Consider the following 14,159-nt stretch of genomic DNA (forward strand, 5'->3'; position numbering starts at 1 on the left):
AAGCCCTTCCTCAGCGGAGAAAGGGCTTTTCCACCGTGATCAGTCCATCGTCATGGTGGCAATGTCGATGAACCAGCTCTTGGGCTGCACCACGTTCTTGATCCTGGCCGACAGCGCACGCGGACCGACGTCGTGCGCAATCCAGACAAAGGGGGCGTCGTCCACGATGTGGGCGTGCAGCTTGGCCAGCGCGGCGTCGCGCGACTTCTCGTCGAAGCTGGTACGCGCATCGGCCACCAGCTTGTCGATATCGGCGTTGCCGTAGTAGCCCCAGTTGTTGGACACCGGCGGGAAGGCCTTGGTGCTCACGAAACGCACCATGGCAAAGAACGGGTCCATCGCCGCGAAACTGATGTTGACCGCATTGGCGCCATTGGCCGACGGGTCTTTCGCGCCCTTGCGCCAGTTGGTGAACAGCGTGTTCCACTCGATCACGTCGAACTGCACGTCAAAAAAGCATTGCTTGAGCGACTGCTGCGCAAACTCGTTCATCGGCAGCGGCTGCATCTGGCCCGAGCCTGAGGCGGAAATCTGCACCTTGACCTTGAGCGGCTTGGCGGCCGAAAAACCCGCCTGCGTCATCAGCGCCTGGGCTGCCTTCACGTCGTACTTGATGTCGAACTTGGGGTTGCCCCACCATGGGTGTCCGGGCGCCACCGTGCCCTTGGGTTCGGCCATCATGCCGCCCAGCAGTTGCTTGATGCCCCCGCGATCCACGCAAAGGTTGGCCGCCTGGCGCACGCGCCTGTCGAGCCAGGGCGAGCCTTCGGCGAATGACAGCTGCCACGGCCACACGTGCGGCTGGGCGTTGGAATAGATCTTGAAGCCGCGCTGCGTGATCTGCGCCATCGCATCAGGTGCGGGAGCCTCGATCCAGTCGACCTGCCCGCCCAGCAGCGCCGCGGTGCGCGCATTGGCTTCGGGCATGGGCAGCATCACGACCTTGTCGATCCTGGGCACGCGTTTGGCGTCCCAGTAGGCCTTGTTGGCGGCCAGCTCAAGGCGCTCACGCGCCACGAAGCGCGTGACCTTGAAGGGGCCAGAGCCGGCCGGATCGGCGGCGAAAGCCGTCCAGGCCGCCTTGGCGCGGTCAGCGGGTACGGTGACGCCGGCCGGCACGGCCGCGAGCTTGGCGGACCAATGCGCCGGCGAGGCCATGAACAGATTCGTGAGGTTGATCGGCAGGAAGGAGTCGGCCTCGCTCGTGGTGAGTTCGACCGTCATGTCGTCGATCTTGCGGGCGGTGCGCAGGGTCGGCATGCGCGAAGCGGTCACACCGACCTGGCTGGGGTCGAACTGCGGGGCGTCCTTATCGAGCACCTTCTGCACGTTCCAGATCACGGCATCGGCATTAAAGGCTGAACCGTCGTGGAACTTGACGCCGGGGCGCAGCTTGAAGACCCACTTGGTCTTGTCCTTGGCATCCACGGCCCAGGAAGTGGCAAGCGCGGGAATCAGCACGCTCGGCGCGTCGGCCTTCGAGAGATCCCATTGGGTCAGCGAATCGTAAATCGGGATGCCGGTAAAACGGTTGCCTTCAAAGCCCTGGTCGGGCTGGCCCAAGGTGCGCGGAATGTCGGCCGCCGTCATGGCGATGCGCAGTACTTTTTCCTGTGCATGCAGGCCGGTGGCAGCCAGCGAGGCGGCGGCAAGCAGGGCCATGGACACCGGCGCGCGCAGCCAGATCAGAGACAGACGGGACCCGATAACTTTCATGGAGCACTCCTGTAAATAAGGATATGCCCGCAAGGAATATGCCAATGGTTTCAGCGCCGATGCTTGCAAGGTGAGCTCCGCCGCAGTGCATGCGTCACTGCCTTGGTGCATCGCTTCAAAATCTCGCGAACCGTCTCGCGTGGCATGGCATTCGTGGGGGGACGGCAACTGTTTGTAAACTGTTCCCGTCCAGAGCAAGGGAACCCGTCCGGGTCCGCACTGCTTTTGGTGGTTCTTTCCCCTCACCCCTTTCACCGGCTTTTTCTTCCATGCTTCTCAAAGACCTCCCAGAGGACGCCCGCCCCCGCGAAAAACTGCTGGCCCGCGGCCCCGGCGCGCTCAGCGATGCCGAGCTGCTGGCCCTGCTGCTGCGCACCGGCCTGCCCGGCAAGAATGCGCTGCAGATGGGGCAGGAGCTGGTCGACACCTTTGGCGGCGTGGCCGGGCTGCTGCACACCGGCCCCGAAGCGCTCAAAAGCATCAAGGGTCTGGGCCCGGCCAAACGCGCCGAACTGGTCGCGGTGCTGGAACTTTCCCGGCGGGCGCTTGCCGAAAAGCTCCGTGAAAAAACGCTCTTTGACACGCCGCAGGCCGTGCGCGACTATTTGCAGCTGCAGCTGGGCAGCCGGCCGCACGAGATTTTTGCGGTGCTGTTCCTCGACAGCCAGCACCGGCTGATCGTTCTCGAAGAGCTGTTTCGCGGAACGCTGACACAAACGTCCGTCTACCCGCGCGAGGTAGTGGTGCGCGCCCTGGCGCTCAACGCCGCCAGTGTGGTGCTGGCCCACAACCACCCCAGCGGCACCGCCAGACCTTCACGCGCCGACGAGGCGCTGACGCAAACGCTCAAGTCAGCCCTCGCGCTGGTCGATGTGCGTGTGCTGGACCATTTTGTGGTGACAAGTTCCCAGGCGGTGTCGATGGCTGAGCTGGGCTTGCTGTAAGGTGCAACCATGAAAGCGCCCGCACTCAAAAGCTTGCAGGACCTCAAGGCCGTCAAGCGGGACATCGAAGCCCGCGCGAAGCTTGAGAAAGAACAGGAAGCCGCGCGCGTGGCAGCAGCCGCCAGGGCCAAAGCCGAGAAAGAACTCTTCTCGCGCGCGGTCGGCCCCGTCAAGGCCCTGCCGGCCAAACACCTGCCGGGCCACAAGGCGGCGTTGCCGGTGGCGCAGGCAGCGCCCATCCCGGTGCAGCAGCAACGCGATGAACTTGCGGTGATGCGAGAAGCGATCTCGGACGAGTTCGACGTGGAAACACTGCTGGACACGGATGAAGCGCTGAGCTTTCGGCGGCCCGGCATGGGGCCTGACGTGGTGCGCAAGCTGCGCCGCGGCGGCTGGAGCATCCAGGGCCAGCTTGACCTGCACGGCCTGCGCCGCGAGGATGCGCGCGAAGCATTGGCTCACTTCATCAAGGACGCACACAAGGTCGGCTGGCGCTGCGTGCGCGTGGTGCATGGCAAAGGCCTGGGGTCTCCCGGCAAGACGCCGGTGCTCAAAGGCAAGGTGCAAAGCTGGCTGATCCAGAAGCAGGAGGTGCTGGCATTTGTGCAGGCGCGGCCGGCCGAGGGCGGCGCCGGGGCGCTGGTGGTGTTGCTTGAAGCTGGCTAGGCACACCCCTGTCGGCGCTCACTGCGTGTAGCGCCATCTCCCCTTGAAAGACTGAGTACACCCCTATCGACACTCACTACGTGTAGTGCCTTTTCCCCTTGCAGGGGACGGCGCCTGCGGTCCGGCAAAGCCGGTCCCGCGGCACCTGCTGGACAGATTCCGCAGGCATCCCAAGCGCTATCAATTCAATAGCTTCTCGCGCAAGATGTGATTGGGTGGGAGGCGTATTTGATGTCTGAAATCCACCCCAAAAGGCCTCGAGGGGCTGCTTTTTTTACTTGGCGGACACCAAAAACCCGGTTTGACGCCGCGAAAAGGCACTTTTTACAAACAAAAAGTGTCTGTATCCGAATCAGGATCTGCGCGAGCAGCTATATTTTTGATAGCAAGTCAGATACTCGAACCAGTCCCGGTTCAGCCGCCAGCCGTTCAAAGCCCGAACCCCGCTCGTCCAGCCGCGGCGCATTCATAACCGTGCCTGAACACAAGCTCATACATCGGCAGCGGCACTTTCTTCAGTGAGGTGGGGTAGGCAGCGGCCGCCCTGACGCTGTTTGCGTCCAGCCATTCGCCGGCCGGGCAGTCGGCGCCGGCGCGTTCGGCGACCTCCCGGGCGGTAGCGCCTATGCGCAGGTAGGCGGCGCGACCCGGCTCGCGCGCGGCGTAGGCCATGAGCCCCCTGGCGCGCAGCGCGCGGACCTGGTCGGACATGATGTCGGCCACGTGCTTGAGACGAAAGATGCTGAGGGGGCCCATCGCAAAACCCACCGGCAAGGGCGCGCCTGCGTCGGACGCGATGATCACGCCGTCGATTTTGGGCTTGGGGCCAAAGCCGGCGTCAAAGAACGGCTCCAGCCCGAGGTTGTCGTACACACCGCCGTCGTAGAGGTGGATGCGGGCAAAGCGGTCTTCGGCAGGCCGGGCATCGTCGCCGGAGGCGAACATCGGCAGCTTCCAGTCAAAGCTGTCGGTCGGCAGGACATAAGGGCCGATCAAGCCCGGAAAAGCCGCCGACACGGCCATCGCGTCACGCAGCGGCAATTTCTTAAGGCGCGTGGAGCCCAGCATCCAGTCGCGCAGCGCGTCGCCTTCGATGCTGGCGCGTTTGCCGGTTTCAGCGGTGGTAGCGTTCACCACCCAGGTCGGCGAAGCAGGAATATCTTCCATCAATGCGTTGATGCCCCATGTGCTGCCGATGGCCGATGCCAGCACGTTGGCACGCGACAGCGCAAAGCGCCAGTTGCGCGGGTGCAGCATGGCGCGCATGGCGGCGTTCTGCAGGTCTGTGGTGGTCAGCAGTGTTTTCACGCGCGGCAGCAGCACCTCCAGGCATTCATTGCTGCCGGGCCAGCGCATCGCGTTGAGCTGCAGCAAGAGGCCCACCAGCAGGCTGCCGCCCGAAACAGTAGATACCTTGCTGACCCGCTCCAGCGCCTGGTGTTCCGCCAGGAAGCTCAGCACGCCGCAGTGAAACACCATGGCGCGCGTGCCGCCGCCCGAAAGGGCCAGGTAGACCGGCTTCATGCCGCAGCCTTGCAGCGCACATATAGAGGAAGCGGGCGATGCGCAGTGATCGCTGTGGAGAAGCCATGTTGCATGTTATTTGCCGTGGATGGGTAGCAGGCCCCGATTCTCCTATGCCTGCCGCCTCAAGTCCTGCGGCGAGTCCAAGTCGGCCCGCTGGTGCCAGCTTTTGCCGACCTTGACCGGGAGCGGCAGTCACCAAGATATCAGAGGGGACCGGTGCAGCCAGTCATTCGCCTGCACCTGGTCCAGGACGAAGTCCGCGACGTCCTGTCTCGCAATGGTTCCTCCGTGAAAACCGGACAAGTCTGTCAGGGTACGGATCTTGCGCCGCGCTGGCTTGTCGTTCAGCACGGAAGGGCGCACCAGAACCCAGTCCAGCCCGCTGGCGCGGACGGCAGCCTCCTGCCGATTCTTGTCGGCGTAGACCTTGCGCAACAGAACGGGATGGATCAGCCGGTCGAACAGGAACCCGCCATGGCCGGCGCTGTCGCCTGCGCCCATGCCCGTGATGCAGACAAGGCGCGAGACCTGCTCCGCTTTCATGGCGCTCACGAGTGCCCGCGTGGCCGAGGAGAGAACGGTCACCTCGCGCAGCGGGCTGACCGGTGTGCCCAGGGCGCTCACGACGGCATCGCGACCTCGCAGGGCCTCACGCAGCGCACTTTCGTCAAGGGCATCGCCGATGATGATCTCGGCGCCCTTGAGACCGCTCGCCTTCTGCGGGGAGCGCACGAGCGCGCGAACGTCGAATCCCCGTGCAAGCGCTTCCCTGACGATCAGCCGGCCCGTGCCGCCGGTGGCGCCAAGAACCAGAATCTTCGGGCGAGCAAGCGAGATGCCGACAGTGTTCAGTGTGTTCATGGTCCGGCCTTTAAAGTTCGCCCTGCGCGAGCAGTTCACGGGTGCGCCTGAGCGTCGAGACGAGCGCGCTTTTGTAGCCTTGCTCGCCGTCCATCCAGGCTTGCTCGGCCTGCTCTTCGGGGCCGCCCGGCGTCTTGCCGCGCAGGCCGAGATAACCGTAGAAGCGCAGCTGGAGCTCTCCGGATTCGTCTTCGAACAACTCGTTGACGACCGCGCCTTCGCGCGGGCCGGTGGCCTGGAAGAAGGTCACCTTGCTTTCGGGCTCGAAGGCAATGATCTCGCGCAGGTCGGCTCCGGCGATGGTGGCTTCGCGGACGATGTGCGTCGCGCTTTCCTCGACGACTTCGCAGCGCGTGCAAAGATCTGGCGGCAGGAAGCGGCGCGCGTCCCGCGCCTTGAGAACCAGGCCGGCCCATGCCTGGGCACGCGTGAGCTTCACTTCGCCTTGCGGATTGACGGGCACTGTAGCGGTTGAATAAATCATGGTGGTATTCCTTTGGTGTGGCTTGCTATACCGCCGGCTCTTATGCCGATGCGGATGCGGCGATTTCGGTAGCGAACTCGCGGTAGGACCGCAGCGGGCGCCCGAGGAGCGTCGTCAGGCGCTTGACGTCACCCGATTCGGGAACCATCCCCACCGTGAGAAAACGCTCGCTCATGAGGCGCATGTCGTACGCCATCCAGGGCGGCATGAAATTCAGCAGGTTCTTCTCAAAGCCGGCGGTGTCGTCTCCGCCATAGGTGATCGGGCGGTCCAGCACAGTTGACCAGATGGCGGCGACATCATCGCCTGTCAGCGTGTCGGGGCCGACGAGGTTGATGCGCTCCAGCGGAAGCGGTTTCGACGCCTGCTCGCGGCGCAGCAGCTCGATCGCCGCGATCTCGCCGATGTCCCGCGCGTCGATCATGGCCAGGCCCTTGCTGCCGATCGGCATCGGATAGACGCCGTAACCGGTGACCACGTCCTTGATGGTGAGGTCGTTGTTCATGAAGTAGGCGGGGCGCAGGATGGTGGCGGCGAAACCCATCTCTTCGAGCATCCGCTCGACACCGAATTTGCCCGCGAAGTGGGGAACGTTCAGGTAGCGGTCGCTGTGGATCACGGAGAGATAGACGACGCGCTCGACGCCGGCTTCACGCGCCAGATTGAGCGTGAGCAGGGCCTGGGTGAACTCGTCGGGGACCACGGCGTTGAGCAGGAACAGGGTGGACACGCCTGTGAACGCGCTCCGCAGTGCCGCCACGTCGAGCAGGTCGCCTGGAACGACTTCGACGCCGGCCGGGAAGTTCGCCTTTGCCGGATCGCGGACCAGTGCGCGCACTTTGGCGCCACGCTGGACGAGCTGCTGGATAACCTGGCGGCCGACGTTGCCAGTTGCGCCAGTAATGAGGATGGTCATGAAATTACTCCGTTGTGTGTTGAAGGAGCCTCAATCTTGATTGATCCACTCAGTATCCGATAGCCGTTATATTTAGACACTTCGTCTCATTGGTGGAACATATGGACTTGCTTGCCCTTGCAGACTTCAACCTCGTGGCCCGGCATGGCGGCTTTGGGCGGGCCGCCCGCGAATCCGGGCGGCCCAAGGCGACCCTGTCACGGCGGGTGGCCGACCTGGAGAGCGGCCTCAACCTGCGTCTCTTCGAGCGAGGGGCGCGGACCCTCAAGCTCACCGAGGAGGGACGCTCTCTGTACGAAAAGACATCTGTTTTGCTGGCCGAACTCGACGAGACGGTCGCCACGATTACCTCCGGCGGTGAGACGCCGCGAGGCACATTGAGGGTGAGTGCGCCACTGCTCTTCTCGCAAGCCGCCATGGGCAAGCTCGCCGCCCGGTTCGCGCTGAGGCATCGCGAGGTCCGGCTCGAGGTCATCCCTGAAGATCGCCCGGTCGATATGGTGGAAGAGGGCTACGACCTGGTGATCCGCGTCAACCCCGACCCGGACGAAAACCTGGTGGGGCGGATTTTCTTGCGGGACCGCCTGGTTGTGGTGGCCAGTCCTGACCTGAGCCGCCCATCAGGCAAGGCGCCTGTTCCGGTGGTGATGCGGGCAGGCGGGGCAGGAAACCCGAATGAACCCTGGGAAATGACGGGGCCAGGCGGTGAACAACGGTTTGCGGTGGACCCCGTCCTGCGCCTGTCATCGCTGTTCATGGTCCGTGATGCAGTCCGGGCAAATGTCGGGGCGGCGCGTATTCCGCTTTCGCTGATCTCCCACGATCTCGCAGCCGGAACCCTGGTGCATTGGGGCGACGTGAAAGGGCCTGAGATTGCCCTCTGGGCGCTCTATCCATCACGCCGCCTGCTGAGCGCCCGCGTATCCGCTTTCCTGGACTGCCTGAAGGAAGCCTTTCCCAACGGATCGCCGGAGGAGTTGGCGGACTACATCGGGAGATGAGGTCTGCACAAACGCCCAACTCTCTCGATGCGGAGACGAGCCCGACACCGCTCTCGAGCCTGACGATCCGGAGTGAGCCGCCATGGATGTGAACGAATGCTCATTTCCGTTGGCCTCAGGCCACTGGCGCGTGGAATATGGCGCCGACCTCTTCTTTAGTTGCCAGGGGCATCCGCGCAATGCGTCACATCTCGTTAGAGTCGCCTTACTAAAACAAAGAGGAGTTGTCTGGATGAATGCGCTGCACAGGAAAAAACTTGGCATTGAAGATGGCCACCGGATCGTCCAAAGGGACATCAAGGTGGAAGCCAGTGAAACCCACGTGACGTCGGTGTACTGGTATGACGAAATTGACGGGCAGGGAGATTTTGTGCGCGGCCATGTGCTCAGGGAAACCAACTTCATCCAGAAAGACAGGCAACCCGAACCCGCCAAGGCAGCAGAAGCCCCGCGCAATCGCGGTGAGGATCATCCGGATGATTTGTCGGCCAACTCGCTACGGGCGCACATTCGTGAGCGCATGTGGCTTCACAACGTGCTGCCTCACGGCCGGCGCCGATACGCTATCTAGCGGGATCAATACCGGCCGCATCCCTTTGCAGTCAGGCGCTAGCAGCTATATTTTTGATAGCATTCAGTGACCCGGCATTGCACCGGGGCGCTGCATCATCACTCGCCCCTGTTGCGCATCCAGTCGGCCGTCTGGAAAAACGACGCATTGAGCCGCGTGCGCAGCGCTTCATCAACACCGGTTTCACGCATGGCCTGGTCCATGCACGCCAGCCACTGGTCACGCTCGGCAATGCCGATCGAGCCGCCGCCGGTTTGCTGCGGCATGTGGCGCATGCGCAGGCGCGGGTGGCCGAAGCGGTCGGTGTAGTACTGCGGCCCGCCCAGCCAGCCGCATAAAAACCAGAAGAGGCGCTGGCGGGCGTTGTCCAGGGTGCTGCCGTGCGCGGCGCGCAGGGCTGTGTAGCCGGGCTCCAGGTCCATCAGGTCGTAGAAGCGCTCGACCAATGCCTTGACGCGCTCTTCGCCGCCTATCCAGGCGTAGGGAGTTTCGAAGGGAGGGTTTCCTGGGGGCTTTTCTTCTATCTGCATCTTTGGATTATCGAATGTTGGGGTTTGGGGTTGGTTGAGAGGGGTCATTGGCCGGTTCTCGCTCCGGCTATGCGTCTTCTTCTGAGAGCTGCTGGCCGGGGGTAGCCCGGCGGCTACTCACTTTTCTTTTGCTTCGCCAAAAGAAAAGTAAGCAAAAGAAAAGGCGACCCTGCTGTCTGCGTCCCTGCGCTTCGCTTCGGGCAACCTGCGGTGCTCGGTTCAGGCGGGGTCTCGCTCGAACTCGCCTTCGGCTCAGACAATCGCGATCCCTGATCCGCCTGAACCTGTGCTCCTCGGCGCATACAGAAGGGCTAATCGGGAGCGGGGACTGAAAACAAATACCAACTCCAATACCAACAAGGACACGCCATGGCGTGTCCTTGTTTCTTCAGGTGTTCGGGTTCTGGTATTCGGTTGTTGGCTGTTCAGTATTCCTCTCCCACCCCCTTGTGGATGCGCCGAGGAGCGGAGGCCCAGACGGATCAGGGCAAAAACTTGTTTGAGCCGAAGGCGAGTTGTTTTTGACCCCGGCTGGACCGAGCACCGCAGGTTGCCCGTAGCGAAGCGCAGGGACGCAGGAACCAGGGTCGCCTTTTCTTTGCTTACTTTCTTTTGGCGAAGCAAAAGAAAGTGAGTTGCATGCCGGGCAACCCCCGGCCAACCGCCTTCAGCAAAAAGCTCAACGCCGGAGCAAGAACAAGCCAAGGGCAAGAAACCTTACTGCGCCTTCCGCAAAGTCTCCACCACCGGCGTATTCAAAACCGACCTCAACCCCCACCACCCCGCCGCCAGCGCCAGCAAAGCCCCCGCCAGGCTGCCCACCAAAGGCACCGTCCACGAACCAGTCCAGCTGAAGTCAAACACAAACCTCGCCAAACCCCAGCCCACGGCCAACGCAACGATGGAAGCCAGAAAGCCAGCCAGCAAACCAACGCCCGCCAATTCAGCCCGCTGCACCTGCCGCAGCAGCGAAGCACGCGCACCCACGGCCCTCATGATGGCGAACTCGCGGGCGCGCTCTTCGCGCGTGGCGGTGATGGCGGCGAAGAGCACGACCAGGCCCGCGGCCAGCGTGAAGCCGAACAAAAATTCCACCGCACGTATCACCTGGTCAAGCACGCGCTGCACCTGCGCCAGCGTGCTGCTCATGTCGACATTGGTGATGTTGGGAAACGCCCTGACCAGCGTGTTGTCAAAACTCTGGGGCTGCGGCTGGCCGGGTGCCACAGCGAGCGCCTCGGGTGCACGAAACGCGCTGATGAAGGACACAGGGACATCGGCAGGCAATTGCGCCACCGGGTACATCACAAAGAAATTGACGCGCATGGAACCCCAGTCGACCTTGCGCAGGCTGGTGATCTTCGCCTCGCTGAGCTGGCCGCCGATATCAAAGCGCAATGAATCGCCGAGCTTGAGGCCCAGTGTTTTGGCCAGGCCGTCTTCCACGCTCACGGCGTCTTTTTCACCGCCTGTCCAGCGCCCGCCGGTGACCTGGTTGTGACCGGGCATGTCGGCACTGTTGGAAAGATTGAATTCGCGGTCCACCAGGCGTTTGGCGCGGTCGTCTTCAAAGTCGTCGGGCGTGACGGCCTTGCCGTTGACTGCCACCAGACGGCCGCGGATCATGGGGTACCAGTCGAACTTCTTCACGCCGCCGTCGCGCAACGCTTTCTGGAAAGCCTCGCCCTGCTCCGGCTGCACATTGATGACAAAACGGTTGGGCGCATCGGGCGGCGTCGCCTTGCGCCAGCTGCTGATGAGGTCTGTGCGCAGCAGCACAAGCAGCATCAGGGCCAGCAGGCCGACCGCAAGGGCGCTGGTCTGCACCACGGCATACATGGGCCGGGCAGACAGCTGCCGCGTGGCCAGTACCAGCCAACGCGGGGCGGTGACTTCGTTCACGCTGGCGCGCAGCAGCTTGACGGCGGCAAAACTGGCCGCGGCGAACACCAGCACAGCGCCGGCAAAGCCGCCAACCGCAATCAGGCCCAGTTTCAAATCACTGCTGGCAGCGACCAGCAGGGCCGCAAAGCCGGCCACACCCACGCCCAGCACCGCCATTGACGCGGGTTTGAGGTTGCCGACGTCGCGGCGAATGACGCGCAGCGGCGGCACCTGCGCCAGCTGCAGCACCGGCGGCAGGCCAAAGGCCAGCAGCAGCGTCAGGCCCATGCCCATGCCGAACACGACGGGCCACCAGGTGGCCGCCGGCAAAGCGGTTTCAACCAGCCCGGCCAGCAGCAGCACAAAGGCGTAATGCACGGCGAAACCCAGCGCCACGCCAAGCGCGCTGGCCAGCATGCCGGCCACGACAAACTCAAAGGTGTAGGCCAGCGCAATGGTGCGCTGGGGCTGGCCCAGCACGCGCAGCATGGCGCAGTCGTCCAGGTGCTTGGTGGCGAAACCGCGCGCGACGATGGCCACGGCCACCGCGCTCAGCAGGGCCGCCAGCAAGGCCACCAGGTTGAGGAATTTCTCGGCGCGGTCCAGCGTCTGCCGCATCTCGGGGCTACCCGATTCGAGCGACTCCAGGCGCACGCCGCGGATGCCGGACTCTGCACCGGGTTTCTTGATCTCGTCTGCGGCCCATTTCACATAGGCCTTGACGGCCTTGTCGTCGCCGGCCACAGCAAAGCGGTAGTTGGTGCGGCTGGCGGGCTGGATCAGGTTGGTGGCGGCCACGTCGACCTGGTTGATCATCACGCGGGGAGAAAAGCTGATGAACCCGGCGCCGCGGTCGGGCTCCTGCACGATGACGCGGGTGACCTTGAAGCTGGCGTCGCCCATCAACAGGGCCTGGCCGAGCTTGAGGCCCAGCGCGTCGAGCAGCGAAGCGTCGGCCCAGGCCGTGCCGGGGGCCGGCACCTCCCGCGTGTCTTCGCCGGGGCCGTCCAGGCTGTCGGCGATTTTCATGCTGCCGCGCAGCGGATAACCTTCCGGCACCCCCTTGAAAGCCACCAGCTTACTGGCGCCGCCATCAGCGTCGGTGGCGCGGCCCATGGTGGGAAAGGTGACGGTGGAGATGGCCTTCAGGCCCAGCGCCTGCGCCTTGGCAATGAAGGCGGCCGGCGTGATGCCGTCGCTGCGGATCACGGCGTCGCCGCCCAGCAGCTGACGGGCATCGCGTTGCAGGCCGCCCTTGAGGCGATCGGCAAAAAAACCGACCGCGGTGAGCGCAGCAACCGCCAGGGTCACCGCGACGATCAGGAGGCGCAGCTCGCCGGCGCGCAGGTCACGCAACAGGGTTTTCCAGCCGAGCTTGAGGAAAAGGGTGTTCATGCGCAGACCATAACGCAAAGTCCGCATCCCGGCATCATGGCCGGGATTTGCCAGGGATTTAGCGGAGGGTTACGGAGACGTTTTGAAGCCGGGTCCCGCCACCACCGGGGCTGGAGCTGGGGCCGAAACCGGAGCGCCCGGCAAGGCATCCAGCCGCTGCTCCAGCGCGCGCAGCACGGGTCCGATGCCGGTTCCCGCCCTGATCTGCGGGTTGGAAAAGCCGTCGTCCTTGCCGGCGTCGATCTCACGCTGTCTGATCACCGGCACAGCGCGGGAAAAAGCCTGTTCGAACGAGTGCGTCTTGCGCAGCTGCTCGTCAAACATGGCGCGGCCGAAGAAAGTCAGTTCGGACAGGCGCCCACAACCATAGGAGGTGTGGGTGGCGTCAGCAGCTGTCATGACCAGGGTGGTGTCGCTGGCCAGGGTGTCGATCCAGCCGCCGGAATAGCAGGCCGATATCGCGATGACGCGGTGGCGGATACCGGCGTTGTCGAGCGCTTCACGCAGCTCGCCGGGACTGAGCGGGGGTACCTGCAGCGGCCAGTGGGAGGCGGCCAGCTTGAAGTCGCTGGCGCCGTGCGAAGTCATGTAGACCACCAGCACGTCGTTGTCGCGATCCATGCGCTGGGCCAGCGCGTCGATGGCGCGCTGCAAATTCAGTGTGGTGGCCCAGGGATGGGTTTGCACGGTGCTCGCATGGTTGACCAGGTGCATCACGCGGCCTTCGGCATCGAAGCGCTCGGCAAGCACACGGCTGACCATGGTGCTTTCCCGCAGGAATACATCTTCTGCGGCATAAGGGGCAAACACCAGGCCGTAGACATCGGTGATACCGCGGCGCTGCGGCTCGATGGCGGCCATCGTCTTTTCCATCAGCGCCTGCTGCTCTTCAAAAACCTGCTGGCTCAGTTGCAGACGGGGCCTGCTCTCTTCGGTGGCCTGGCTCGCATAGTCCACCCCCCAGGTACGCGCCTCGAATTGCCAGGCGGACACGCCTGTGGTTGCCAGCAGGACCAGCGCAAATACGGCAGTCCGCCAGGTCCATCCGGCGAAACGCACGAAGAGGAAAAGGCTCACGCCAAGCGCCCAGGCTGTCACCGCCGCATACAACGCCCAGTAAAACCAGGGAGCGGAAAACACCGCCGCCTTGATCCAGCCGTGCGCAATCGCAGCAACCACGCCCTGGGCGAGCAGCACATTGGGCAGCCCCGCTGCCAGCCACAGCGCGAAAAAGGCCGCCACACCGCGAGGCGGTTGGTCACCGGGAACCGGCTCGTCCGCTTCAGGGGCAGGCACAACTGCCGAAGCAGGAAAAGCCCACCACGCCAGGCCAACGCCCAACCCGATCGTCCACCATGTCGACAACCAGGCCTGCAGGTTAAACACCGCGGGGCCTGCAATTTCCAGCCGCATCAACGCAACTTCCATGGTTGCGGCCAGAATCACAATGCCCATCACCTGCAATGGCGTCGGTGTTTTCCCCGCCACGCGGACAGGCAGGAAAAACGCAGCACGAACTCCCTCCTGTATCCAGCGCAATGTGCTCAGCCGGCCAGAGGTATCAGGACGGCCGCAGTCCACCGGGCTCAGCAAGGGTTCCGGGATGCCAGGCGAGGTGTGTTGGACGTGGGCGTCGTGCATGGCGGCATCATGCCACGGCAGAT

The 14,159-nt window shown here is 63.8% G+C and carries 12 protein-coding genes; 4 read left to right on the forward strand and 8 right to left on the reverse strand.

Annotation, left to right across the window (positions count from 1 at the left end):
• Window positions 1-39 precede the first annotated feature (39 nt).
• Window positions 40-1,662 (reverse strand): ABC transporter substrate-binding protein, encoded by a 1,623-nt coding sequence (locus AC1DU8_RS16620; RefSeq protein ID WP_477702592.1) that lies wholly within the window; start codon window positions 1,660-1,662, stop codon window positions 40-42.
• Window positions 1,663-1,985: 323 nt separating this feature from the next.
• On the opposite strand from AC1DU8_RS16620, the gene radC reads away from it, so the two are divergent.
• Together radC and AC1DU8_RS16630 are read left to right on the forward strand one after the other, a co-directional pair.
• Window positions 1,986-2,660, forward strand: a complete 675-nt coding sequence (gene radC, locus AC1DU8_RS16625) for a RadC family protein (RefSeq protein WP_477666118.1) — start codon at window positions 1,986-1,988, stop codon at window positions 2,658-2,660.
• A gap of 9 nt (window positions 2,661-2,669) precedes the next feature.
• Window positions 2,670-3,326 (forward strand): Smr/MutS family protein, encoded by a 657-nt coding sequence (locus tag AC1DU8_RS16630; protein ID WP_457279584.1) that lies wholly within the window; start codon window positions 2,670-2,672, stop codon window positions 3,324-3,326.
• 429 nt (window positions 3,327-3,755) lie between these two features.
• On the opposite strand, the gene AC1DU8_RS16635 is transcribed toward AC1DU8_RS16630, so the two are convergent.
• The 4 genes from AC1DU8_RS16635 to AC1DU8_RS16650 form a co-directional block, all read right to left on the reverse strand.
• A complete protein-coding gene (locus tag AC1DU8_RS16635) occupies window positions 3,756-4,850 on the reverse strand; it encodes a patatin-like phospholipase family protein (RefSeq protein WP_457279585.1) in 1,095 nt (364 codons plus the stop codon).
• Between the two features lie 195 nt (window positions 4,851-5,045).
• Window positions 5,046-5,714 carry an NAD(P)-dependent oxidoreductase gene (locus tag AC1DU8_RS16640; RefSeq protein WP_477726998.1) on the reverse strand — a complete coding sequence of 223 codons (669 nt, stop codon included), beginning with the start codon at window positions 5,712-5,714 and terminating at the stop codon, window positions 5,046-5,048.
• Between the two features lie 10 nt (window positions 5,715-5,724).
• On the reverse strand, window positions 5,725-6,198 hold the full coding sequence (locus tag AC1DU8_RS16645) for an AtaL-like protein (RefSeq protein WP_477726999.1): 474 nt from the start codon (window positions 6,196-6,198) through the stop codon (window positions 5,725-5,727).
• Window positions 6,199-6,238: 40 nt separating this feature from the next.
• On the reverse strand, window positions 6,239-7,114 hold the full coding sequence (locus AC1DU8_RS16650) for an SDR family oxidoreductase (protein ID WP_457279588.1): 876 nt from the start codon (window positions 7,112-7,114) through the stop codon (window positions 6,239-6,241).
• 101 nt (window positions 7,115-7,215) lie between these two features.
• Here AC1DU8_RS16650 and AC1DU8_RS16655 point away from each other — a divergent pair, with 101 nt between their 5' ends.
• Both AC1DU8_RS16655 and AC1DU8_RS16660 read left to right on the forward strand, forming a co-directional pair.
• Window positions 7,216-8,115 carry a LysR family transcriptional regulator gene (locus AC1DU8_RS16655; RefSeq protein ID WP_477727000.1) on the forward strand — a complete coding sequence of 300 codons (900 nt, stop codon included), beginning with the start codon at window positions 7,216-7,218 and terminating at the stop codon, window positions 8,113-8,115.
• 82 nt (window positions 8,116-8,197) lie between these two features.
• A complete protein-coding gene (locus tag AC1DU8_RS16660) occupies window positions 8,198-8,686 on the forward strand; it encodes a hypothetical protein (protein WP_477727001.1) in 489 nt (162 codons plus the stop codon).
• Window positions 8,687-8,784: 98 nt separating this feature from the next.
• Here the strand turns inward: AC1DU8_RS16660 and AC1DU8_RS16665 are convergent, their stop codons facing one another.
• From AC1DU8_RS16665 to AC1DU8_RS16675, 3 genes are all read right to left on the reverse strand, one after another.
• Window positions 8,785-9,216, reverse strand: coding sequence for a group II truncated hemoglobin (locus tag AC1DU8_RS16665; protein WP_477666112.1), 432 nt, complete (start codon window positions 9,214-9,216; stop codon window positions 8,785-8,787).
• 717 nt (window positions 9,217-9,933) lie between these two features.
• Window positions 9,934-12,495: an ABC transporter permease gene (locus tag AC1DU8_RS16670; RefSeq protein WP_477666111.1), complete on the reverse strand. Its 2,562-nt coding sequence runs from the start codon at window positions 12,493-12,495 to the stop codon at window positions 9,934-9,936.
• Window positions 12,496-12,564: 69 nt separating this feature from the next.
• Window positions 12,565-14,136, reverse strand: a complete 1,572-nt coding sequence (locus AC1DU8_RS16675) for a C13 family peptidase (RefSeq protein ID WP_477727002.1) — start codon at window positions 14,134-14,136, stop codon at window positions 12,565-12,567.
• Window positions 14,137-14,159 lie beyond the last annotated feature (23 nt).

The organism is Polaromonas sp. P3_A5 (assembly GCF_056403055.1).

Bases quoted from the DNA above. Each gene is read 5' to 3' on its own strand.
- AC1DU8_RS16620 (WP_477702592.1), bottom strand. From the start codon at position 1,662: ATGGCCCTGCTTGCCGCCGCCTCGCTGGCTGCCACCGGCCTGCATGCA.
- radC (WP_477666118.1), top strand. From the start codon at position 1,986: ATGCTTCTCAAAGACCTCCCAGAGGACGCCCGCCCCCGCGAAAAACTG.
- AC1DU8_RS16630 (WP_457279584.1), top strand. From the start codon at position 2,670: ATGAAAGCGCCCGCACTCAAAAGCTTGCAGGACCTCAAGGCCGTCAAG.
- AC1DU8_RS16635 (WP_457279585.1), bottom strand. From the start codon at position 4,850: ATGAAGCCGGTCTACCTGGCCCTTTCGGGCGGCGGCACGCGCGCCATG.
- AC1DU8_RS16640 (WP_477726998.1), bottom strand. From the start codon at position 5,714: ATGAACACACTGAACACTGTCGGCATCTCGCTTGCTCGCCCGAAGATT.
- AC1DU8_RS16645 (WP_477726999.1), bottom strand. From the start codon at position 6,198: ATGATTTATTCAACCGCTACAGTGCCCGTCAATCCGCAAGGCGAAGTG.
- AC1DU8_RS16650 (WP_457279588.1), bottom strand. From the start codon at position 7,114: ATGACCATCCTCATTACTGGCGCAACTGGCAACGTCGGCCGCCAGGTT.
- AC1DU8_RS16655 (WP_477727000.1), top strand. From the start codon at position 7,216: ATGGACTTGCTTGCCCTTGCAGACTTCAACCTCGTGGCCCGGCATGGC.
- AC1DU8_RS16660 (WP_477727001.1), top strand. From the start codon at position 8,198: ATGGATGTGAACGAATGCTCATTTCCGTTGGCCTCAGGCCACTGGCGC.
- AC1DU8_RS16665 (WP_477666112.1), bottom strand. From the start codon at position 9,216: ATGCAGATAGAAGAAAAGCCCCCAGGAAACCCTCCCTTCGAAACTCCC.
- AC1DU8_RS16670 (WP_477666111.1), bottom strand. From the start codon at position 12,495: ATGAACACCCTTTTCCTCAAGCTCGGCTGGAAAACCCTGTTGCGTGAC.
- AC1DU8_RS16675 (WP_477727002.1), bottom strand. From the start codon at position 14,136: ATGCACGACGCCCACGTCCAACACACCTCGCCTGGCATCCCGGAACCC.